Annotated in this window: 18 protein-coding genes; 5 read left to right on the forward strand and 13 right to left on the reverse strand. The window is 66.4% G+C overall.

Translation table 11 applies throughout. The features are described from left to right. Window positions 1-76: 76 nt before the first annotated feature. The 3 genes from Mal64_RS08475 to rpmG form a co-directional block, all read right to left on the reverse strand. Entirely contained in the window at window positions 77-811 is a 735-nt protein-coding gene (locus tag Mal64_RS08475) for a hypothetical protein (RefSeq protein WP_146399115.1), read from the reverse strand. A 135-nt stretch (window positions 812-946) separates the two neighbouring features. Then, window positions 947-2,701 (reverse strand): single-stranded-DNA-specific exonuclease RecJ, encoded by a 1,755-nt coding sequence (gene recJ / locus Mal64_RS08480; RefSeq protein WP_146399117.1) that lies wholly within the window; start codon window positions 2,699-2,701, stop codon window positions 947-949. 148 nt (window positions 2,702-2,849) lie between these two features. Beyond that, complete coding sequence (gene rpmG / locus Mal64_RS08485) at window positions 2,850-3,026, reverse strand: 50S ribosomal protein L33 (protein ID WP_146399119.1); 177 nt, start codon at window positions 3,024-3,026, stop codon at window positions 2,850-2,852. A gap of 252 nt (window positions 3,027-3,278) precedes the next feature. Between rpmG and Mal64_RS08490 the strand changes: the two genes are divergently transcribed. Then, window positions 3,279-4,481: a carboxypeptidase-like regulatory domain-containing protein gene (locus Mal64_RS08490; protein ID WP_146399121.1), complete on the forward strand. Its 1,203-nt coding sequence runs from the start codon at window positions 3,279-3,281 to the stop codon at window positions 4,479-4,481. Between the two features lie 64 nt (window positions 4,482-4,545). Here Mal64_RS08490 and Mal64_RS08495 read toward each other — a convergent pair whose 3' ends face one another. Both Mal64_RS08495 and Mal64_RS08500 read right to left on the reverse strand, forming a co-directional pair. After that, window positions 4,546-5,334: an enoyl-CoA hydratase/isomerase family protein gene (locus tag Mal64_RS08495; protein WP_231993634.1), complete on the reverse strand. Its 789-nt coding sequence runs from the start codon at window positions 5,332-5,334 to the stop codon at window positions 4,546-4,548. Between the two features lie 55 nt (window positions 5,335-5,389). Continuing rightward, a complete protein-coding gene (locus tag Mal64_RS08500; protein ID WP_146399125.1) occupies window positions 5,390-6,496 on the reverse strand; it encodes an acyclic terpene utilization AtuA family protein in 1,107 nt (368 codons plus the stop codon). Between the two features lie 322 nt (window positions 6,497-6,818). Here Mal64_RS08500 and Mal64_RS08505 point away from each other — a divergent pair, with 322 nt between their 5' ends. Beyond that, complete coding sequence (locus Mal64_RS08505; RefSeq protein ID WP_146399127.1) at window positions 6,819-8,372, forward strand: RNA polymerase sigma factor RpoD/SigA; 1,554 nt, start codon at window positions 6,819-6,821, stop codon at window positions 8,370-8,372. A 261-nt stretch (window positions 8,373-8,633) separates the two neighbouring features. After that, window positions 8,634-9,755 carry a hypothetical protein gene (locus tag Mal64_RS19755; protein WP_197525583.1) on the forward strand — a complete coding sequence of 374 codons (1,122 nt, stop codon included), beginning with the start codon at window positions 8,634-8,636 and terminating at the stop codon, window positions 9,753-9,755. A gap of 114 nt (window positions 9,756-9,869) precedes the next feature. On the opposite strand, the gene Mal64_RS08520 is transcribed toward Mal64_RS19755, so the two are convergent. The 7 genes from Mal64_RS08520 to Mal64_RS08550 form a co-directional block, all read right to left on the reverse strand. Then, window positions 9,870-12,575, reverse strand: coding sequence for a response regulator (locus tag Mal64_RS08520; protein ID WP_146399133.1), 2,706 nt, complete (start codon window positions 12,573-12,575; stop codon window positions 9,870-9,872). Between the two features lie 253 nt (window positions 12,576-12,828). Then, window positions 12,829-14,277, reverse strand: coding sequence for a M64 family metallopeptidase (locus tag Mal64_RS08525; protein ID WP_146399135.1), 1,449 nt, complete (start codon window positions 14,275-14,277; stop codon window positions 12,829-12,831). Between the two features lie 63 nt (window positions 14,278-14,340). Next, window positions 14,341-16,215, reverse strand: a complete 1,875-nt coding sequence (gene lepA, locus Mal64_RS08530; protein WP_146399137.1) for a translation elongation factor 4 — start codon at window positions 16,213-16,215, stop codon at window positions 14,341-14,343. Between the two features lie 142 nt (window positions 16,216-16,357). Further along, the gene (locus tag Mal64_RS08535) at window positions 16,358-16,696 is read right to left on the reverse strand and encodes a hypothetical protein (protein WP_146399139.1); all 339 of its coding nucleotides are present in this window, start codon (window positions 16,694-16,696) and stop codon (window positions 16,358-16,360) included. Between the two features lie 92 nt (window positions 16,697-16,788). Further along, a complete protein-coding gene (locus tag Mal64_RS08540) occupies window positions 16,789-17,112 on the reverse strand; it encodes a hypothetical protein (RefSeq protein WP_146399141.1) in 324 nt (107 codons plus the stop codon). A 106-nt stretch (window positions 17,113-17,218) separates the two neighbouring features. Then, the gene (locus Mal64_RS08545; RefSeq protein WP_146399143.1) at window positions 17,219-18,274 is read right to left on the reverse strand and encodes a transaldolase family protein; all 1,056 of its coding nucleotides are present in this window, start codon (window positions 18,272-18,274) and stop codon (window positions 17,219-17,221) included. Between the two features lie 154 nt (window positions 18,275-18,428). Continuing rightward, window positions 18,429-19,715, reverse strand: a complete 1,287-nt coding sequence (locus tag Mal64_RS08550; RefSeq protein ID WP_146399145.1) for a hypothetical protein — start codon at window positions 19,713-19,715, stop codon at window positions 18,429-18,431. A 152-nt stretch (window positions 19,716-19,867) separates the two neighbouring features. Here Mal64_RS08550 and Mal64_RS08555 point away from each other — a divergent pair, with 152 nt between their 5' ends. Continuing rightward, entirely contained in the window at window positions 19,868-20,338 is a 471-nt protein-coding gene (locus Mal64_RS08555) for a DUF6428 family protein (RefSeq protein ID WP_146399147.1), read from the forward strand. A 199-nt stretch (window positions 20,339-20,537) separates the two neighbouring features. Here Mal64_RS08555 and Mal64_RS08560 read toward each other — a convergent pair whose 3' ends face one another. Further along, window positions 20,538-21,098, reverse strand: coding sequence for a methyltransferase family protein (locus Mal64_RS08560; RefSeq protein WP_146399149.1), 561 nt, complete (start codon window positions 21,096-21,098; stop codon window positions 20,538-20,540). 179 nt (window positions 21,099-21,277) lie between these two features. On the opposite strand from Mal64_RS08560, the gene Mal64_RS08565 reads away from it, so the two are divergent. Continuing rightward, a complete protein-coding gene (locus tag Mal64_RS08565) occupies window positions 21,278-21,490 on the forward strand; it encodes a hypothetical protein (protein ID WP_146399151.1) in 213 nt (70 codons plus the stop codon). The last annotated feature ends 194 nt before the right edge of the window (window positions 21,491-21,684 follow it).

Here is a 21,684-nt window from a genome sequence, read left to right on the forward strand (position 1 = left end):
GCTTCGAGCGGTCCAGTATGCCAGCAAACACGCAATGAAGCTGCCTGGGTCATCGCAAGGCTTAAGGGGTAACCCGTTAGGCAAGCCGTCGACCACGGTTACCACGAAGCGCAGCTGCAATCAAACCTACAGAAGAAATCAACAGAGCGCTCGGCTCGGGCACTCTCCTGATTCTCACGTTATCGAGCAAGGCATAAAAATCGCCATTGGAAATCTGCGGCTCCGATACATCGCGAAATACAACCCTGAGACCAGGGTGTATACGGGGTTCACTACCGGGGATCACCCGGGGGCTGAATTCGAAAGAGTATCGACCGAAGTGCGATTGATCCGCCTTGGTGTCTAGAACCACAGAGTTGCTGTCGCTGACAATTTGGTGCAAAAGTATCGGGCCATGCAGCACAGGCCCAGCAAATGTGGCCTCGACCCACACCTCCAGTCGGGCCGTTCCGGAAGATGGAGCGGTTGCATACTTTGCGAAATCAAAAGAAAGCGAGAAAACGACATCTTCGGGCCGCCCTTCCGTGAAACGCCCAATAAACAAATCATGCCATATAATGGCGTCTCTCGGGCGGCCCTCGATTCCGAAAGCCAAGGCGTACATGCCTTCACTGGCCCCGTAGAGGTCTGTCCTTTCTAGATTCGCATCAATAGAGCTCCACGTTCTCGGGTAGCCACCTAACTCGAAGGCATTTTCAAACCCACCGCTGAGACGGACATACTCACCGATCGCGATGTCATCGGCCAAAGCGGCGTGCGCAGTCATGCACACGGCGACAAAGAAAACCCGCTGTAACGCCGAAGAGAGCATGGGGCCAGTCCTAGATCATGGGCGGCGAAAAGATTGCTCGGCTGTTCTAACACCGGCTTGTTATAACACGGGGATAGGCAAACTCAATGATCTGCCTAGATCTCTGCCACAGGTTTCTGCCCCCCTGCTTTGTACCTAATCGCCCGAAGGAACATCTCGCTTCCAGTCGTCCAGATGCACCTCGACCGACCGATACCCGCGGAACGTGTTGATCACCGGGCGGAAGGCGATCGACAGCGGGCCGTCGACACGCAGCAGGGCCTCCTCCCAGTCGCCGCCGCCGAAGGCGACCGCGCGCAACTTCACGCCGTGCTGCTCCAGGTCGAGCGACAGGTGGCGGCCGGCGCCCCCCATGCGGCGCGGCGGGCCCGCCATGCGGACGTCGCTCGTGCAGAGTGTCGGCCGGCGGTTGCCGTGGCCGAACGGCGCGAGGCGCTCGATCTGGCTCACCGCCTGATGCGTTAGCGCCGAGAGCGGGGTCTCGGCGTCGATCTGGATCTCGGGGCCGCCGTTCTCTTCGCCCAGAGCCCGCTCGGCGTACGCACAGAAAGCGACCCGGAACGCTTCGACGTTCTTCTCCTGCACCCGCAGGCCGGCGGCCGCGGCGTGGCCGCCGTGGCTCTCCAGGTGCTCGGTCGCGTGGGCGAACGCCTCGTGCAGGTTGAACCCGGGGATCGAGCGGCCCGATCCGATGCCCGGCTTCACGCCCAGCTCGTCGAGCGAGACGACAACGACCGGCTTGTGGTACTGCTCGGCGAGCTTGCCGGCGACGATGCCGATCACGCCCGGGTGCCAGCCGTGGCCGGCGAGCACGAGCGCCGGGTCGGTCTCGGGCCGGCAGCGTTCCTTGGCCTGCTTGCGGGCCGCCAGCAGCACGCTCCGCTCCAAGGTCTTGCGGGTCTCGTTCAGCTCGTCGAGATAATCAGCCAGCTCGGCGGCGCGCTCGGGCGAGTTGGTGGTGAGCAGTTCGACACCCAGCTCCGCCTGCCCCAGCCGCCCGGTGGCGTTCAGCCGCGGGCAGATCGAGAACGCCAGGTCCTCGCAGCCGAGCTCCGGCGTGCGGGTCAGCTGGGCGACACGCTCCAGCTCCTTGAATCCCACGGTGGGATGATGACGCAGGGCCGCCAGGCCGTTGCGCACGAGGATGCGGTTCTCGTCGATGAGCGGCACGACATCGGCCACGGTGCCGATCGCCGCGAGGCCGACGGCCTGCATCAGGAACCGCCGCATCGGCTCGCTCACGCGTTTCGCTTGGCTGGCGTGTTGGCAAAGGGCCCAGGCGACCTTGAGCGCCACGGCCGCGCCGCACAGCCCTGGGAACGGGTAGTCGGAGCCCGGCAGGCCGGGGTGGACCACCGCCGCGGCGTCGGGCAGGCGGTCGGCCATCTGGTGGTGATCGGTCACGATCAGCTGCAGGCCGAGCTCCTTGGCGAGCTTCGCCTCTTCGATGCTGGCCACGCCGCAGTCGACCGTGACGATCGTCTCGGCGCCCTCGGCGGCGAGGGTGCGGATCGCTTCGACGTTCAGGCCGTAGCCCTCGTCAAAGCGGTGCGGCATGTAGAGCCGCGCCTCGGCGCCGAGCACCTTGAAGCAGCGCAGCATGATCGCCGAGGAGGTCATGCCGTCGGCGTCGTAGTCGCCGTAGACGACGATCCGCTTCTTGCCGGCAACGGCGCGGTGGAGCAGCTCGGCCGCCAGCGTGGCGCCGGGCAAGAGATCCGGGTCGCGGAGGCCGGTGAGCTTGGGCTCGAGAAAGTCGAGCGCGATCGCCGGGTCATCGATCCCGCGGGCGACCAGCAGCTGGGCGACGACGGCCGGCAGCTTGGCGGCCGATTGCAGGGCGGCGATGCGCGCGGGGTCGTGCGTCGCGAGTCGCCACCGCTTGGCCATCCCAATCCTGCGGTCTCAGAAACATGAACCGCCAAGACGCCAAGAGCGCCCAAGGCGATTAGACAAGAAGAACGTGACTCGAAAATCGCCGTCCAATCCACCGCTGCGCGTCTTGGCGCACTTGGCGTCTTGGCGGTTCCCCCCTGTCTTACTTCTTCTTCTCGATGTGCAGCGTGTGCTTGCGCAAACGCGGGCAGAACTTCTTGAGCTTGAGCTTCTCCCCGCCGAGCTTGCGCCGGACGGTGTAGTTGTAGTCGCCGGTTTCCTCGCAGACGAGGAACACGCTCTCGACCTTCTTCTTACGCTTGCCGCCGGATTTGGCCATCGTGCTAGACGGGGTTGGGGTCTGGAAGTTACGGGTGCTCGGTAAAGGGGTAGCCCCACAAGATAGCGAATCGGCCCCCGGGGCGGAAGAGGTAAGGAAATAAGCCCCAAATCAAGGGGTTGCGGGCCCGCCCAGAGTCACGCCTGCAAGGCGAGACAGCTCAGGGACGGGGCTGCCCGTGCGATTGCCCGCACCTGCGGCTTCACGTAACCTGAGAGGGCCGTTCACTCCTCCATTAATCACGAGGCTCGCATGCTCTCCAGAACCCTCGCCTTGGCGGTAGCGTTCGTCACTGTCACCTCGCCCCTGGAATGGACCCCCGCCTACGGTCAAGAAAACTCCGCCGAAGCCCAGCTGCTCGAGCAGATCGAGTCGCTGCGAACCGAGGTCGCCCGGCTCAACGAGAACGTCGAACGGCTCGAGAGTCGATTCGGGCAGTCCGAGCCTAGTGCGAGCGACTTCTCGCCGGTTTTGCTGACCATACGCACCGAAGAAGGTCGCCCGCTTAGCGGAGTGCGGGTGCGGATGACTTCGAGAGGGAGCGACGGCCGCCGTGTCGAAGCCACCGGCCTTTCGGACGACAAAGGCACGCTCTTGTCGCGGAACCTGCCTTACGGCAGGTACACGCTCGCTCTCACCGAGCCAACCGGCTGGTATGCACGGGTCAACTCGTTTCTGGTCGAGCCGGGCAAGGCGGCGCGGCATGAAATCGTCGCGCCTGACCCTACGGCCAAGGCGACCCTGACTATCAGCAGCGCCATCCGCCGCGAGGCGTTCGAGGGGCTCCGCTTCGGGACGCTGAAACGCCGCGAGTCGATGTCCATTTTAACCACCTACACCCCCGAGCCTTCTGGCGACCAGACATCGAGGTTCGATTCTTTCCCCACGATCGCCGCCGGCCTGCAGGAAGTCGGCGCGTTGGCCAGGGTGTACGTGTCGCAAAAGGTCGATCAAACCGATGGCAAGCCGCTCCTTTGGAGCCAAGAGAATAACACGCAGCGGCTGCTGCTCACCAACGAGGGAGTGCGTCGCGTCGAGAAAATCGAGGGGGCGACCGTATCGCTCTCCCGCTCACCCGACGCCGTTTTCTTTGTTCAAACATCGAACTTCGGAAGAGAAACGTACTCGGTGGGGCACCACTTGGTCGACGCTTCAGATCACCTCGATTCGCTGGAGATCACTATTTCAGCCGGCGACGTCCATCTGCAGATCGAAGAGTTGGTTGCCCGTGCCGAAGGCCGGGTGCTCGGGGCGCTCGGCTTCGGACGAGACGATGACCCTTCGCGGGTGTGGCTCGGGACCACGCTGAACAAAGGTACGCAGTGGTCGAACAAGGCCCTCTCAACCGCTGGCTGGCGGCCGCGATCAACATCCAGCGTCGGGGGAGGATATTCTCTGCTTGAGAAGACGATCAACCTCGCCGCCGGCGAGGCGCGCCAATTGACGGTCCAGTGAGGTGACGATCCAGTCACGTTCCCCCTGAGCCGCTCGAGGCCGCATCACCCGGCAGGTTCGATCGTCACGGCCACTCGGGCTCGCGGTCGCCGAGGTGCGCGTTGAGCCCCTCCTTGGCCGCCTCCGTGGTGCGGGCCATCGCGCTGGCGATGGCGCCATTGCTGAGCTGCGTGGCGAGCTGCTCGCCGATCGTCTCCCACAACAGCCGCTTGGTCAGCTGCACGGCCTCCGGCGCCGCCTGAGCGGCTTGGTTTCCAACCTCCGACGCCCGGGCCCACACCAAGTCGGCTCCGACCAGCTCGTGGTAAACGCCGATGCGGTGGGCCTCTTCGGCCGAGATCGTCTCAGAAGTGAGCAGCAGCCGGGCCGCTGCGCCGGCGCCGAGGCGCCACGCCAGCAGCGGCGCCGCCACGCCCGCCACCACGCCGCGTCGCGGTTCGGGGAAGCCGAAGCCCGCGCCGGGGCAGCCGACGGCCACGTCGCTGGCCAGCACCAGGCCGGCGCCCCCCGCCTCGGCGGGGCCGCTCACCGCGGCGACGATCGGCTTGGGCAGTTCGAGCATCGCGGCCACGAGGTCGCGGTACTCCTCGGCCTCGGCGCCCCAGCGTGCGAGGTCGTCGGCCGGGTTCGTGCTCTCGGCGGCTTGCTCCCCCACGTCGCGCCCCAGGCAGAACGCCTCGCCTCGCCCGGTGAGCACGACCGCCCGCACCCGTTTCTCGCGGTAAAGATCGTCGAGCGCCGTGCGCAGCTCGGCGATCATCGCTCGGGTGAGCGCGTTGCCGTGGTCGGGCCGGCCGAGGGTCACGGTGCCGACGGGGCCATCGACCCGTACTTCGATTGCGTCGCTAGGCATGATCATGGTTTGAAGCATACCGCCAGGGCACAAATCGGACCACGGCTCGCCATCACTACTCGTCGAGCCACTCGGCGGCCGGGCGTTCGTCAACCGCGGTGACGAAGCGCTCCGCCACCAGGGTGATGGGCCAGTCTTCGTGCTCGGGTTGTGCGGGAGATACTGTGACAGCCGGCGCGTTCGGATCGAGCGCCAAAGCGTCGTGCAGCCGCTCGCAAAACGCCGCCAGGCGATCAGAGTCGTCGCAGGCGAGCGTGAGGTGATCCGCCGTGGGATGTTCGGTCGTTACCCCCGCGTTGCTCGCTTCGTGGGCGATCCACGCGGTGAGCGGGCCGGCGTCCTCACCGGACGGCGGCGTGAGTTCGACCGTATAGCGGCGGGTGTAGCGGACAAGGCCGTGGCGATTGCCGAAATCGACTGGCGGCGACGGCCCGTCGTAAGGCGTCGTGGCCGACACGCCCGGGCCGCCGAGCCGCACCGCGCCGTCGGCGTCGCACTCGATCGTCGTCGGCGGCGCCGAAGGGTCGGGGCGCGCCCAGGGCGTGTCCGTATCGATGCGAACCGCGGCGCTGGCAAGTTGGGCGTCGGGCGCCCCGTTGGCGGGCCACGCGAACGCCTCGCTCGCCGCCGCGATCGCGAGAGTCGCCGCGTCGGCCGCACCAACGACCACCACCTGGGCCGAGGTGTGGAGCCCCTGGGCGATCGGCTCGGGGGGCAGCGGGGCCCACGCCGCCTCGGGCGGGCCGGGCCCCCTCAGGAGCCGATCGGCCAATTCCGTATTTGCCCCGGGGGCGCCGACTCCGAACAATTCGTCGACGCGGCCGATCAGGTTCGAGCCGCGCACCACGGCGACGCAGGGCAAGGCGGCGCCGTCGGCGGGACAAGCGGTGGCGAGCGCTTCGGCGATCGCCCGCGCCGCCCGCCTTTCGGAGCCAGGGCCGGCTGACACCATGAGCCGCAGGTCGCCCTGCAAGAAGAGCCGCGCGGCCAGCCGCCGCGTCATCTCGGCAAGGCCCGCGCAGAGGCGCGGGGCGTCGCTCACTTGTCTGCCGTTGCGCCACAGGTCCGCCACGGCGTAGTCCACGCGGCCGGCGGCGATCCGCGCATCGGCGTTCGCCTGGAAGGCGAGCGATACGGCGTTGGCTACGCGGAGCGTTTTCAAGCGGTTTTGGTCTGGCTGGGGGGTGGGTTGGATAGCGGCAACACGTGGCGAAAAGGCGACATCCGGGCGGCGGGCGTGGCAAAACGTCAACCGTACGGCCCCTCGTTGGGAGCCGCATGGGCGGGCCCGCAGGCGACTTAACTCCTAATCCATAAGCAGTTTGCGACGAAGTGTCCAGCCTGAGCCGGCCTCTTGGCGCGGGGCGTGCTTTAAGGCCCTCCACGACTAAGCGACCCCATCAGCGCGACGCCGTCACCACGACGCACACCAAACGACACCCCGGGAGGATCCGCCAGTGCCCAGCACCCGCCAGCCGAAAGCCATGCCCGGAAAGTCAAAGAACTCAGCCTCGAAGAGCCGTGGCGCCAAAGGGGCCGCCGCCCAGCGTCCGGCCGCCAGCGATGCTCCCGTCGATTCGCACGACGAGATCGACGGACCGGAGCTCTCGCCCGAAGGCGACACCGACGCCGAGGGCTCGGCGTCGCACATCGACGACCCCGTGCGGATGTACCTGATGCAGATGGGCGAGATCCCGATGCTCACCCGCGACGAGGAGGTGTCGGCCGCCAAGGAGATCGAGGCGTCCCGCACGCACTTCCGCCGCACGATGCTCTGCAACGACTTCATGCTCCGCGGCGCCTTGGACCTGCTGGAGAAGGTGCAACGCAAAGAGCTGCGTTTGGACCGCACGATCGAGATCTCGGTGACCAACACCGCGGAGAAGAAGCGGGTGCTCAAGCGTCTCGAGCCGAACCTCGTGACGATCCGCCAGCTGCTCAGCGAGAACGACGCCGACTTCCTGGCCGCGGTCGACACGTCGACCACGCCGGCTCAGCAGCGCACCGCCTGGCGCCGGCTGGTGTCGCGTCGGAACAAGATCGTGCGGCTTGTCGAGGAGATGAACCTGCGGTTGCAGCGTCTGCTGCCGCTGATGGAGCAGCTGCACGAGATCGGTCACCGCATGGCGACGATCCGCGAGCAGCTCGACTCGCCCGAAACGCTGCTCGGCGATCGCCACGCCGAAGAGCTGCGTCATGAGCTGCGTTACCTGATGCGGATCTCGATGGAGAGCCCCTCGACGCTGGCCCGCCTGGTGGCCCGCACCAAGGAACGTCGCGGACGCTACGACGCCGCCAAGCGGCGCCTGTCGGCCGCCAACCTACGGTTGGTGGTGTCGATCGCCAAGCGTTACCGCAACCGCGGCCTGAGCTTCCTCGACCTGATCCAAGAGGGCAACACCGGCCTGATGCGGGCCGTCGACAAGTTCGAGCACGCCCGCGGTTACAAGTTCAGCACCTACGCCACGTGGTGGATCCGCCAGGCGATCACCCGGGCGATCGCCGACCAGAGCCGCACGATCCGCCTGCCGGTTCACATGATCGACACGATGAGCAAGATCCGTGCGGTGACCGCCGAGTTCGTGCAGGAGTACGGCCGCGAGCCGAGCGCCGACGAGGTAGCCGACATCACGGGCCTGTCGATCGACGACGCGGCCTGCATCCTGAAGATGACCCGCCAGCCCCTCTCGCTCGACCAGCCGGTCGGCGACCACGAGGACAACTACTTCGGCGAGTTCCTCGAGGAGCACCGCGTCGACGACCCGCTGTACGACGCCAACCTCGACATGCTCAAGTCGCGTTTGGAAGACGTGATGGCCGAGCTGAGCTACCGCGAGCGGGAGATCATCAAGCTCCGCTACGGCCTGACGGACGGCTACAGCTACACGCTCGAAGAGGTCGGCAAGATCTTCTCGGTCACCCGCGAGCGGGTCCGGCAGATCGAGTCCAAGGCGGTCCGCAAGCTCCAGCAGCCGTACCGGTCGCGGAGCCTGGCGAGCTTCCTGGACGGGGTCGAGATGCCGGTTGAAACCGTCTGATCGACGCCCCGCGGGCGACGGCGAGGGCGGGAACGCACGCCTTGGGACGGGAAAAACCCATCCTGGGCCCATCGCCCCGGTTCGCGGGACCGAATTACTTGGTTTACCTCGCTTTCCTGGTTATTCTGAACTGACTAGGAGCCCCGCCCTGGCGGCCGCCCGCACGCCCCCTCCCGGGCCGCAGCCGGACACCGCTCGCTAAGCGACTCCTCCCGTTCAGAAGAGCCTTCACTCTCTCTCGAAAGAATCGGAACCGAGAAGATGACCCACCGGACGATTTTCTACTTGTTGATGGCCGCCGGCGTGGCGGTGTTCGGGCTGCTGCAATCGTCGCACGCCGACACCCCTCACGCCGTCCCCTCTCAATCAGAGCAGGCCGAGCCAACCATCGAAGCCCCTGTCGAGGGCGAAGAGCCCGCTGCGCAGGAGCAAGAGCAGGAGCAAGCCGCTCCGACCGAAGAGCTGGCCGACGACTCGACCGAGTCCAATGAGCCGATCGACCTGTTCGACGCGATCGACTCGGGCGACTTGTCGGTCAAGTTCATCGCCAAGAGCTCGAGCCGCGCCCGCGTGATCGTTGAGAACCACACCGACACGCCGATCGATATCCAGTTTCCCAAAGCCTTTGCCGGCGTGCCGGTGCTCGCCCAGTTTGGCGGCGGTGGCGGCGGCGGCCGGGGCGGTGGCGGCGGCGGCTTAGGCGGCGGCGGTGGCGGCGGACAGAGCGTCGGTGGCGGCGGCGGTGGCGGCGGCGGCGGTGGCCGTGGCGGCGGGCAATTCAGCATCGCCCCGGACAGGACCACCAAGATCGACGTTCCCGTGCTCTGCCTCGACCACGGCAAAGCCGACCCCACAAGCAGCAAGCCTTACAAGATGGTTCGCGCCGAGGACCACGTGACTCAGCAGGGCGTGATCCCGCTGCTCGAGGCGTTCGGCCGCGGCGAACTGCAGCACGGCGCCGCACAGGCGGCGGTTTGGAACCTCAACAGCGGCGTCTCGTGGTCCGAGCTGGCGGCCAAGCTCACCGGTACGGTCCGCAGCTTCGTCCGCAACCCGTACTTCACCCGCTACGAGATCGAGGCCGGAATGGCATACGCCGGCGAGGCCCTGCGACGCGACGCGACGCGTGAGCGCAGCTACCCGATCGACGAAGAGCCGCTCGTTGGCGCCGAACGGAGCCGCGCGAACCTCGACGCCGAGGAGATCCGCGTCGACGAACCGGAGTCGATCGACGTCGAAGCCGACGCCACAGAATCGGCCCCTGCCGAGGCGGAGGCCCCGACGGGTGAAGCCGAGACCAGTGAGTCCGCCGAAGAGCCTGCCAACGAGGAAGCGGCGGTCGATACGCCCAACGAAGAAGAGCAGCCGGCCGCGGCCAACTGATCTCCCCTCTCGGCAAGAATCAAGCATCGCAAGCCGCCCCACGCCCAAGCGTGGAGCGGCTTTTTTACTTGCTGGGGCGCGCGCTGCTTGGCCAGGACGCCACCGCTCTGAGCCTCAGCCGCTGACGTACTCGTTCGTCATGCAATGGTCGATGTGCCGCAGCGTGCGGTCGACCCGGCTGCGGAGTTCGCCGAGGCACGTTTCGACCGAATCGAGGTCGCCCTCCTTAGCGAGGTTCTCGATGTGCATCGAGGTTTCCTGAACGGCGATCAGCGAGACGTTCGACGCGGCGCCCTTGAGCTGATGCGCGTAATCTTGCACCTTCTTCGGGTCGCGGTTGCGCTGCGCTGTCTCGAGGCCGCTGAGGCATTCGTCCATCGACTCGCGCATCGTGCTGAAGATGTCCTCCAAGAACTCGGGCTCGATGCCGAGTCGCTCCTGCAGGTCCTCGGCGTCGAAGAGAAGCGTGTCGTCGTTGGTTTCGGGAGTGGTGGTTTCCATGGCGTGGCCTTCGTTGGGCTCATCGGCTGCGATGCGTGTGGCGTGCTCGCGAAGAACCTCGATGAGCACCTCTTTCTTGACTGGTTTGGTGACATAGCCATCCATGCCCGCCTTGAGGCAAGCGTCGCGGATGCTGCCCAACGCGTTGGCCGTCAGGCCGATGATCGGAACCCGACGCTGGGCCGCCCAGGGCAGCTCGCCCGCTTGCTCCATCCGGCGGATCTCCTCGGTCGCCTCGATCCCGCCCATCTCGGGCATCTGGCAGTCCATTAGCACCAGGGTGTATTCCCCCGCGCGCAGACACTCGATCGCCTCGAGCCCGTTGCTCGCCACGTGGACCGTATAGCCTGAGCCCTCGAGCATCCGCTGAGCGACCATCTGGTTGACGTGGTTGTCCTCCGCCACGAGCACGTCGGCCGCGAAGCGCTGCGTGGGGGGAGCGACGGGCGGCTGGGCGTGGCCGTTGGTGCGAATCGGCCTGGCGTCTGAGGAGCCGGCTTCTGGGTCCGTATGGTAGGCGTCGGGGTCCGCTTCGAGAGTGGCGTGCAGCTCGTTCATCATCGTGTCGAAAAGCCGGCTCTGACGCACCGGCTTGGTCATCGCGCAGTGGATGCCGCACTCCGCGAGCTCCTCCTGGGTGAGCAAGCCGCAACTGCTCGAGAGCATCACGATCCGCAGGTGGGCGAGTTCCTCGCGTCGCTGGATCTCCAGCGCGACATCGCGGCCGTCCATGCCCGGCATGTTGTAGTCGAGCAGCATGACGCGGAACGGCCGTCCGCCCTGCTGGGCCTCCATCAGTTGCGAGGCCGCTTGGTTCGGGTCGTCGCATTCGACGGGCTCCATGCCCCACGAGCGGAGCTGGCGGGACAGGATCTCGCGGTTGGTCCCGTTGTCGTCGACGATCAGCACCCGGGTGTCGGGCAGTCGCGACATGAGCGTGTCGATCGCGGCCTGTCCGTGGTCGGGCAGCTGAGCGGTGCGGAGCGGCAGTTCGAAGGAGAACGACGACCCGCGGCCGAACTCGCTGTCGACCCGCATCGATCCCTTCATCAGGTTCACGAGCTTGCCGCAGATAGCCAACCCGAGGCCGGCGCCGCCGAACTCGCGTGTCGTGGAGGTGTCGGCCTGGGTGAACGCCTCGAACAAGCGATCGCAATCGTCCGGCTTGATGCCGATGCCGGTGTCTTCGACCGTGAAACGGATCTGCTCGCCCTGCTTGCGCACCAGCAGGTTCACCTCGCCCTCGCTGGTGAACTTCAGCGCGTTGCTCACAAGGTTGATGATCACCTGACCGATCCGCTCCGAATCGCCCACGTAGCCGTCGGGCACTTCGGGGCCGACCTCGCAGTTCAGTTCGATGCCCGCCAGGTGCGCCTGGGTGGCGAAGCGTTCGGCGATCGATTCGGTCATCTCACGCAGGCTGAAGGGCGTTTCCTCCAGATCGATGCGTCCCGCCTCGATCTTGGAGAAGTCCAGCACGTCGCTGATGACCGACAGCAGCGCGTCCGCGCTGCCGCGAGCGACGCCCACGTAGTGCGACACCTGCTCGCTCATCCGCTCGCCCCGCAGCAGGTCGAGCATGCCGATCACGCCGTTCAGGGGCGTTCGTATCTCGTGGCTCATGTTGGCCAAGAACTCGTTCTTGGCGTCGCTGGCGGAGCGGGCCGCTTCGACCTCGGCGTGCATCGAGCGTTTGCAGTCGCTCACGTCGTGCACGGTCCCGATCCAGCAGACCAACTCGTCCTCGGCGTCGCGCACCGGGATGAGACTCTCCAGGAGCCACGCCTCGCCGCCATCGGCCAGCGTGACGTGGGTCTCGAAGTCGGTCACTCGCTGTTTATGCGCCAACGCGTTGCGGTACACGGTTTCCGCTTTGTTGCCGGTGAGCCAAGGCGCGTCGTCGCGGCCCAGGAACTCTTCTTCGCTCGTGGCGTGTAGGGTCTTGAGCATCGCGGCGTTCACCGAGACGATCCGCCCCTCGTGGTCGCGTTGGTAGACGCCCACCCCGGCGTTCTCGAGCACCGCGTTCAGACGCAGCGTTCCCGAGTCGCAAAGCTCGGCGCCGCCCCCCGCGCGCTGAGACTGGGCCCGGCGTACGCGGGCCGTCGCCTCGATCGCGAAGAGCCCGCCTAGCAGGATCGGCGCCGGCGCGGCCCAAGCGCCTTTGCCAGAAGCCAACAACGCCAACGACGAGAACGCCGTCAGCACGACCAGCGCCCCTTGGTAACGGCGACGCATCGATCGTTCGAACAACGCTTCGGACGAATCGCCCGTCGCGTTGTCGAGCAGTGTCGGGCCGAGGCGATGGGGTTCGCTCATGTTAAAACCAACTTGCGTGATGACTGGAAAGCCGCTGCAATGGCGGGCCCTGAGGCCACGCAAGGATTGCGGCTCTGCAAGTCTTGTTCACCGGTCGGCGCACCACGGCGCGAGCGACGCGAGTTCGGCATGCCGTGCCTGGGGTCTTCTCGTCAGCACCGGTCCAACCGGTGCAACACGCACGATGAGACCATTCGTTGCAGGTCTCTCCGCCCTGCCCTTCATAAAGCAACAACGGCAGTTGGCAGGAACATCAGCCGCGTTGGCGATGGGCCCGGGGCAAGACCGCCCCGCAGAGAGACGCCAAGAGCCCCAGGGCCGCTGGCTCGGGCACGGCCGCCGACACGGCGCTCGCCGTCGCCCCGTGATAGTGATCTCGCCAAACCGTGAAGTCGGCCGCGTCGACCACGCCGTTGGCGTTGCCGTCGGCCGCCAGCTGGTTGGTCGACCCGTAGGTGTCGACCCACGCGGCGTAGTCCTCCACACCAACCGTCCCATCGCCGTTGTAGTCGCCCGGGACGGCGGTCGCGGTGAGCGACACGGTCCACTCGATCTGCTGCTGGAAGCCTGCCGGATCGAGCCGGATCAGGTCGAGCACGCCTCCCGCGAAGGCGTGATCGAGGGCGTTGTCGTAAGCCAACGCCCGCACGGTGTGCTCGCCCGCGGCGAGTCCCCAGTGCTGCGGGTCGAACTCACTGCCCTGGGCGCCCTCGACGATCGTGTCGTCCACGTACCAGTCGACGGCGATCACGGTGGGGTCGATTACTTCGACCCACAGCGTTTCGGGATCGAGCAGCGGCGTGAGATTCGACAGGTGGTCGTCGATCGGGTCGACCTGGGCGTAGATCGCCTCGATGATCGCCTCGCGCGAGACCGCGTCGTACGGCTCGTCGAGCGAGCGCATCTTGCTGTCGCGCGAGGGGCGGTAGACGTCGGTTGCGTAGTAGCGGGCCCCCTCGTAGACGCCGATGTCGAGGTCCGAACCGCGTGGGTCGTCGAAGCCGAGCCACCGCTCCCACTTCTGGCCCGTGGGGTCGATGGTCACGTTCACCTCGCTCGGCTCGCCAAACGGGAACGGGTCGTCGTGGCTGACGTACTCGTCGGCCAAGTCGGCGAAGGCGTGGCCCACCTCGTGCAGCGCAATCTCGTGGGCCTGTGGGTTCGCCCCGGCAAAGGTGGCCCAAGAGCCGCCCGAGCCGCCGTACTTCGCGTCGTTGACCGTCGTGTACCGCATGTCGGCCGTCACGCCCGTGCCGGCTAGCGCATCGCCGAGTGCGGCGTTGGCCTTGGACGTGCTCACTGTGAGCAGCCGCTCGATGTCGTTGGCGTAGTACTTCGCGTCGAGCGCCGTGTCTCGGAAGACGCCCTCGGGCGGCTTGTCGGCGCCCGACTCGTTGCTGACCACCTCGACCTGGTGGACGTTGAAGAAGTTCTGGTACCGCGGAAACGGATCGGCCAACCCGCCGGCTGCGGAGCCGCCGCCGAAGAGGTAGTCGAGATAGCTCCCAACGTGGTCGTCGAACAGCCCCGCGTCGTGGTCGGCCTGGGTGTAGCCGTCGCCGAGGAAGACGATGTCGACGCGGTTGGCCGGGTCGCCCGTCTGGACGAGCGTCGTCAGCTGCGCGAACGCCGTCCGCGCGGCGCCCCCCGCCAAGAGCGTGAGCGCAAAGCAAGCCAGTGTGAAGAACCGTGGGTGTCGCATCGGTGGTGGTCCCGGCCAGCGCCGCCCCGTGGCGGCCGATAAGCAGGGACCATCCTACAACGCCTACTTGCCCTTGTCGTCCTCGCCGGTCTCGAGAACCGCGAGGAAGGCTTTTTGCGGGATGTCGACCTGGCCGATCGACTTCATCCGCTTCTTGCCCTCTTTCTGCTTCTCCCAGAGCTTGCGCTTGCGGCTGATGTCGCCGCCGTAGCACTTGGCCGTGACGTTCTTGCGCATCGCGCTGATCGTCTCACGCGCCAGGATGCGCGTGCCGATGCCCGCCTGGAGCGGAACCTCGAACATGTGGCGGGGGATCTCGCTCTTGAGCTTCTTGATCACGGCCCGGCCGCGGGTCTCCGCGTCGCGACGGTCGCAGACGATCGACAGCGCGTCGACCCGGTCGCCCTTGACCAGCACGTCGAGCCGCACGAGGTCGCCCTCCTCGTAGCCCTTGATCTCGTAATCCATCGTGCCGAAGCCGCGGGTGATGCTCTTCAGGCGGTCGTGCATGTCGTACACCACCTCGGCGAGCGCCAGGTCGTAGACCAGCATCGCGCGGGTGGGCGAGAGGTACTCTTGGCGGATGAACTCGCCGCGGCGGTCGGCGCACAGCTTCATGATCCCGCCGATGTACTCGGTCGGCATCACGAAGCTCACCCGCACGATCGGCTGCTCGAACTTCTCGATCTCGCCCTGGTCGGGCACGCGCGTGGGGGTGTGGACCTCGAGCTCCTCGCCGTCCTTCTTCGTGATGCGGTACGTCACGTTCGGCGCGGTCTGCACCAGGTCGATGTCCGACTCGCCCTCGAGTCGCTGCTGCACGATCTCCATGTGCAAGAGGCCCAAGAAGCCGCAGCGGAAGCCGAAGCCGAGGGCGTCGCTTGTTTCGGGCTCGAACACGAAGCTGGGGTCGTTCACTTTGAGCTTCGAGAGCGCGTCGCGCAGCTCCTCGAAGTCTTGGCCGTCCGACGGGTAGAGCCCGCAGAAGACCATCCGTTTGGGCTCCTCGTAGCCGGGCAGCGGCTCGGCCTGTTCGCCGTGGGCGGCGGTGAGCGTGTCGCCGATGTGGACCATGTCGAGCGACTTGATGTTGCAGATCACGTAGCCCACCTGGCCGGCGGAGAGGCGGTCGCGCTTCGTGCGGGCCGGGGCCAGTTGGCCGATCTCCACCACGTCGTGCGTGCTGCCCGCCTGGAGGAACTTGATCTTGTCCCCCTTGCGTATGGCGCCGTTCATCAGCCGCACGTAGACGATCGCGCCGCGGTAGTCGTCGTAAACGCTGTCGAACACCATCGCCTGGAGCGGCGCCTCGGGGTCGCCGGTGGGCGCCGGCACGCGCTTGATCACCGCGTCGAGCACCTGGTCGCAGTGGAGGCCGGTCTTCGCGCTGCAGCCGATCGCCTCGCTGGCGTCGAGGCCCAGCGTCTGCTCGATCTCTTCCTTCACCTCGTCCGGGCGGGCGTGGACCAGGTCGATCTTGTTGAGCACCGGCACGATCTCCAGATCGTGCTCGATGGCGTTGTAAGCGTTGGCCACGGTCTGCGCCTCAACGCCCTGAAAGGCGTCCACGAGCAGCAGCGCCCCCTCGCAACAGATCAGCGACCGCGACACCTCGTACTGGAAGTCGACATGGCCCGGCGTGTCGATCAGGTTGAGCTCGTACTCCTGGCCCTCGTGCACGTAGAGCATGCTCACGGCGCGGGCCTTGATCGTGATGCCGCGCTGCCGCTCGAGATCCATGTCGTCCAGCAACTGCTCTTTCATCTCCCGCTTGCTGACCGTGGCCGTCACCTCCAGCAGCCGGTCGGCGAGGGTGCTCTTGCCGTGGTCGATGTGGGCGACGATCGAGAAGTTGCGGATGAACTGCGGGTCGACCAAGCCGCCCTTGCGGCGCAGCGACTTCGGTTTCGAGGCGGGAGTGGCGGGGGCGTCGGCCATAGGGGGCGGGGTCGGCGGAGGGGGGGCGTGCGTCGAACGGGGGGGCAGAGCGGCCCCCACCCAGCCAGGCCGGGGACCGCGAACTCCCCATTGTCACCGCCCAGGGCCGGCTTAGGAAGGGCGTTTTACCCCTCGCCCGCAACTACCGAAGAAATCCGTAGGCGCCGCCCAGCACCTCGCAAAACGCGATAAGCAGCACGAGAACCACACCGGCGTGGTGCAGCCAGTCGCGACCCGTGCGTCTTTCCCGCCACCCGAGCACTCCGTAGGTGAGCACCGCGATCGACCCCACCACCAGCGACGAGACCAAGTGAGCCGGCCAAAACCAGGGGCGCCAGGCACCTTGCAACGCCCACAACTGCATCAGCGCCAAGGCAAGCAGGACGACCCCGCCCAGCGCGATCGGCGCCTTCCAGACCGCGCGGGTACGCATCACGAATGCGAAGACAAAGGCGTTTATCCCGATCGTCGCGCAGAGCAAGAGCCTCTCGCTGTGCCACATTATGAAAAAATCGGGAGACGTGAAATCGAAACGCCCCCCGATAGACCCGAGCCGCTGCGCCTGCCGCCAAGCTAAGCAGGACCGACATCCCCAGGAACAGCAGAAGCCAATGCCCCGGCGCTGTCGGGAAACTCCACGCCCCGCGGCGCCGTTCCCAGAGAACGATCCCAAAGAACGATCCCCATCCCCGCCGCGGCGCAGCCGTACAGCAGCGACACCACCGTGAACCGCGCTTCGAAGTAGAGGCGATTGTACCCGGCCGGCGGGTCCCGCTCGACAACACCCATGTGGCAAGCAAGCACGACAGCGCAGCTGGCGCCCACGAAAAGCAGATGCCCGATCCGCAGGCGGTAGGGCGGCGGCACGACGGGCGGCTCTTCGGTCACGACTTCCATGCGTCGGGTCTAGCAAACCGGCTAGGACTGCCACTAACACAAAAACGCGGATGGCCCCCACCGGGGGCCATCCGCGTCGATCTGCGTAAATCAGTGGCTGAGTCCGTCAGACGCCCGCCAGCTCGGCCCGCTTCTCGCCGATCTTTGCGATCAGCTTCTTCTGCGGGTCGGCGAACTTCTTGAGGCCCTCTTCCATCAGGGTCTTCTCTAGGTGGGCGAAGTCGACCTTCGCGTCGATGTCGGCCAAGACATCAGCCGGCGGCAACTGGTCGACCTTCTTCTCAAAGGTCTGGCCGCTCTCTTGCACCGCGTCGTTCGTGGCCGGCGGGTTGGTCTGGATGTCGCTGCCGGCCAGCGCCGCGACGTACTTCCACTTCGGGTCCTCCGGCTTCTTCGTGCCGGTGCTGGCGAAGATGATCTCCTGCTGGAGCGGCGTCCCCTTGTCGGCCCAGAACTCTTGGTTGGCCTGCCAGATGCGTTGCGCGTTGACGATGCCGACCATGCCTTGGGCGTCGTCCGATAGCTCGGCGGCGTGCTTCTCGGTGTACACGTCGATGCGCGAGACAAAGATGCTGTAGACGCTCTTGAAATTCTCTAGCGAACCACGTCGCTGGGCGCCGCGCCACATCGCGTCGCGAGCCTCCTCGTACTGCCGCATCGTGAAGCAGAGCGTCACGTTGAGCGTCACGCCGGCGGCGCACAGCTCTTCGATCGCCGCCAGGCCGCCCGGCGTGGCGGGGATCTTGATCATCCGGTTGTCGTGGCCGGCGGACCACTGCTTGCCGAGCTCGATGTACTTGGCCGCCTTCTCCTCGACCGAGAGCGGGCAGTCGGCGTCTTCGAGGAGCGGGTCAAGCTCGAAGCTCACCCAGCCGTCGTTGCCGTTGGTCTTCTGCCAGACGCCGTGGAACTGCCCCTGGGCGTCTTTGACGACTTTGTCGGTGATGGCCCAGGCGACGTCGGCGTCGTCGTCGTGGCTGCCGAGCAACTCGCCGAGCTGATCGTCGAACCGGCCCGTGCCGATCAGGTCGGAGATGATGATCGGGTTCGACGTGGCGCCCGTGGCGCCGTGGGCGATGTTCTGCTTCACCAGTTCGGGGTCGACCGAGTCGAGCCACAGCTTGGTGCCGCTGGCGACGAGCGATTCGAGCGGGGTGGTCATGGCAATAAGTATCCTATTTCCGAGTGCGGGTAGGGTGTGTGCGGTGGCGACGGTTAGGAGGACGGGTCTCCTACCCTACGTTATTCCCGCCGACCGGCGTGCGGGCAACCACCGTAGATGCCGCGAAATGCGACATCCCCTAGGTTTTTGCCTCTCAGACCGGCCCAAGCCACACCGTCAAGGCGAAAGCCGCCAGCAGCGGGCCTCCGACGGCCAGCAGGGCGAGGGCGCCAAAGAACGCCACGGCGCCCGGCTTCGACCAAGTTGCCGGCAGGGGGGACTCTTCGTTGCGCCACAAGGCGAGCAGCAGCCTGGCCATCGCGAGCAATAGGGCAAGCTCCATGTAGGTGGTCGGCGCCGAAAGAAGCATCCCGAGGTGCTCTGCAAAACTTATCGGCGCCCCCCAAAAGTTGGTGGGCGGATTGGACAGGGTCCGAATCGTATCGCCCACCCCGTAGAGCATCATGAGGGCGTACACCAACGCCAGCACGCCTGCGCAAGCCGCGGTGCGTGGCGGAGGCAGGCGCGCCGGAGTCGCGGCCGCGCAGCCCGTTGCTCGCGCGATCCACAAACAACAGAGCATCGCCAGCAGCGCCGCGAGCGCGAGCTCAACCATGCCGCCATTCAATGGCGATTGCGCCAGGTCGGGCGACACGCGTGGGAACTCGACGAGGACCCACCACCCGGCGGCCGCCGCTAGCAGGCCGATGGCGCCGACGAAAACGAGCGGCCGAACCACGCCGATGCGCGAGGTTCGCCGCACCGCGGCGGACCATTCCATCACCCCGATTGCCGAGAGCAGCAGACCGACCACAATCGCGTTCATCGTCCAAAAAGTGAAGTAACCCTCGGCCAAGTGATTAGGAAACGTTCCTGAGCGCCGAAAGTCGGCGGCTCGGGTACTCTCTATCCCATCGGTAGCGACGTGGACCAGCATCGGAATGAGGCCCATATCCTGCAGCAACGCCCACACGCAGGCCGCTCCACCGACAACGCCCAACAGCGCCACAGCGCGGCTGCGTCGAGCCGTGGCGGCCTCCGCTCTCTGGCCGCCGCTGATCACTAAAGCCGAAAGCAGCAGCAAGAGCAGGACGGGGCAGTACGGGTACAGAACGAAATAGACCATCGTGTCTTCGCTAAGCGAGAACACCTCCACGCCCGAGGCACGAGCCAGTTGGTCCGCGGTCAGCAGCACGAAGAGACCCGAGAGCCCCAGGCGCCAGAGCGCCTCGGAGAGCAACGCCCCCCGCCCCTCCACGGCAATGCGCCGCTGTCTCAGCAGCGCGAGAGCCTGGTCCGTCAGCACACACACCGTCACCGGCGCGCAGACGGCCAGCAGCAAATCGCCGTCGCTGGTCAGGATCGGCAACGCCCCCGCGAGCGCCGCCGACGCAGCGAAAACCGCCGTGATAAGAAACAGGCGACGTGTTGAAAATCTCATCTCGCCGGCCCGCCAGTAGGATAGGAGAAGCCAATCCGGCCCTCTCGGCACGCGAATGAACGAACTTTCGAGCGCAGGCGTACCAAGCTATTCGAGCTCCCGATTCACGATAAGATACTACTTGCCCCATCGTAGCCAGTCAGGAGACCCCCATGCGACTCGACCAGTTCCGCGACGCCGTCGCCGCCAACCCCGATTGCTCCTTACGCATCGTGCCCCAGGGCGGCAACGAACTCGCCCCGCACTTCCACGTGACCGAGGTCGGCCGCGTGACGAAGGACTTCATCGACTGCGGCGGCAAGCCCCGGTCGGAGACGCGCTGCGTGCTGCAAACGCTGGTGGCGAACGACACGGACCACCGGCTCACGACGACCAAGTTCACCAAGATCTTGGCCCTCGCCGACAAGCTCGACTTGCCCGCCGACACCGAGGTCGAGGTCGAGCACCAAGAGCGGAGCATCTCGACCGACCGGGTGGCGGGGGTCGAACGCGTCGGCGACGCGCTGCTCGTCACCCTCGAGCCGAAACACACCGACTGCCTGGCCGAAGACGCCTGCGGCATCCGTGTGATGCCACAACTCACCACCTTGGGCGGCGAGTGTGGCGACACGGGGTGTTGCTGAACGTTGCTCCCGCCTCCGGGAACACCCTTGCCCCCTGTAGGGACCGCCCTCTGTGGCGGTCCGAACTTACCCCCTGTAGGGACCGCCCTCTGCGGCGGTCCGAACCCCGGCAGATAAGCTGGCCCTTGCCAGGAAAACTCTTTCCGATGGGCAAGCCGGTACCCGGGGCGGGAACGCCACAGAGGGCGTTCCCTACAGGTCACAAGAACCTCCGCACCCGGCGGCGGTATTCTTGGTAAGGCTCGCCGTATCGCTCGGCGCACCATGGCTCTTCGGCCCATGGCGCAACGAGGCAGGCCGCGACGACCGGCGCCAGCGCTAGCCACACCAGCGGTGAGTGGGCGATGACGCCCACCCCCACGAGGATCAGCACGTTGCCCACGTACTGCGGGTTGCGCGAGAAGCGGTACGGCCCCGCTTCGACCAGCCGGTGCTCGAGCCCGGCCGTGGCGGCGGGCGAGAGAGTGGCCGCTCCCCACCACGCCAGCAGGTTGCCGGCCACGATCGGCGCCAGCCCGATCGGCCACCGCCACGCGGCCGACCACGCTAGGCCGCGCTCGGCCAAGGCGTTGTAGTCGCACACTGCCAACGCAAACTCGCTCAGCGAGAAGCCGACAAACAGCGCCCACATCAGCGCATGGCGCCAGCCGCGGCGCCCCGGCGGCCAAACCCGCCACGCCGGCCGCAACCAGCTCTGCAACACCGCCGCCAGGACGGCGACGCCCGTGAGCAACGCGGCGGCAAATAAACCCCAGGTCATCGCAGCAGCTTAGCAGCTTCAAGATCACCCGCACCGGCAGCGGCGAGGTCGATTCTTCGGGCCTGCAGATCATCGGCTGGGACGCCGCCGCCGAGCGGATCCGCAGCTGGCTTTTTGACTCCGATGGGGGCTTTGTCTCGGGCACGTTCCAGAACACCGCGACCGACGAGGCGTACGAGGTGCAAGGGACGATCGACCAAGACTCCCAACGCGCGGCGTGGGGCCCTCGCGGCAAGAGCTGGCCGATCGTGGAGACCGGCCTCTACAACCTCACCGAGAACGAGGCTGGCGCCTTGCTGCATTTTGAGGACGGCCAGACCCAGCAATGGACCCTGGTCCGGCTCGACGACCCCGAGAGCAGTGAAGAGGGCGCCGACGCTCCCGCCGAGTGAAAACGGACTACCATCGAACACAATCCGGCAGCCAACACGATCCGGGGGGCATTGCTCCCTCGGATCGATTTTTTGTGCCTGCCCCTTATCCGAATCACCGGCAGGCGCCATGCCGCCCTGGGGTTGGGCGAGCTCCTGTGGAATAATCGCCGTGGCCGCCGTCCTCGGCGAATGACGGCTGACGTCCGAGTCGA

The sequence above is a fragment of the Pseudobythopirellula maris genome (genome assembly GCF_007859945.1).
Lineage (GTDB): Bacteria > Planctomycetota > Planctomycetia > Pirellulales > Lacipirellulaceae > Pseudobythopirellula > Pseudobythopirellula maris.

What these genes read in the sequence shown, in the direction of transcription:
- Mal64_RS08545 (WP_146399143.1), bottom strand. Translation starts at nt 18,274, where the DNA reads ATGACCACCCCGCTCGAATCGCTCGTCGCCAGCGGCACCAAGCTGTGG.
- lepA (WP_146399137.1), bottom strand. Translation starts at nt 16,215, where the DNA reads ATGGCCGACGCCCCCGCCACTCCCGCCTCGAAACCGAAGTCGCTGCGC.
- Mal64_RS08540 (WP_146399141.1), bottom strand. Translation starts at nt 17,112, where the DNA reads ATGGAAGTCGTGACCGAAGAGCCGCCCGTCGTGCCGCCGCCCTACCGC.
- rpmG (WP_146399119.1), bottom strand. Translation starts at nt 3,026, where the DNA reads ATGGCCAAATCCGGCGGCAAGCGTAAGAAGAAGGTCGAGAGCGTGTTC.
- Mal64_RS19755 (WP_197525583.1), top strand. Translation starts at nt 8,634, where the DNA reads ATGACCCACCGGACGATTTTCTACTTGTTGATGGCCGCCGGCGTGGCG.
- Mal64_RS08505 (WP_146399127.1), top strand. Translation starts at nt 6,819, where the DNA reads ATGCCCGGAAAGTCAAAGAACTCAGCCTCGAAGAGCCGTGGCGCCAAA.
- Mal64_RS08525 (WP_146399135.1), bottom strand. Translation starts at nt 14,277, where the DNA reads ATGCGACACCCACGGTTCTTCACACTGGCTTGCTTTGCGCTCACGCTC.
- Mal64_RS08550 (WP_146399145.1), bottom strand. Translation starts at nt 19,715, where the DNA reads ATGAGATTTTCAACACGTCGCCTGTTTCTTATCACGGCGGTTTTCGCT.
- Mal64_RS08560 (WP_146399149.1), bottom strand. Translation starts at nt 21,098, where the DNA reads ATGACCTGGGGTTTATTTGCCGCCGCGTTGCTCACGGGCGTCGCCGTC.
- Mal64_RS08520 (WP_146399133.1), bottom strand. Translation starts at nt 12,575, where the DNA reads ATGAGCGAACCCCATCGCCTCGGCCCGACACTGCTCGACAACGCGACG.
- Mal64_RS08490 (WP_146399121.1), top strand. Translation starts at nt 3,279, where the DNA reads ATGCTCTCCAGAACCCTCGCCTTGGCGGTAGCGTTCGTCACTGTCACC.
- Mal64_RS08555 (WP_146399147.1), top strand. Translation starts at nt 19,868, where the DNA reads ATGCGACTCGACCAGTTCCGCGACGCCGTCGCCGCCAACCCCGATTGC.
- Mal64_RS08495 (WP_231993634.1), bottom strand. Translation starts at nt 5,334, where the DNA reads ATGCCTAGCGACGCAATCGAAGTACGGGTCGATGGCCCCGTCGGCACC.
- recJ (WP_146399117.1), bottom strand. Translation starts at nt 2,701, where the DNA reads ATGGCCAAGCGGTGGCGACTCGCGACGCACGACCCCGCGCGCATCGCC.
- Mal64_RS08475 (WP_146399115.1), bottom strand. Translation starts at nt 811, where the DNA reads ATGCTCTCTTCGGCGTTACAGCGGGTTTTCTTTGTCGCCGTGTGCATG.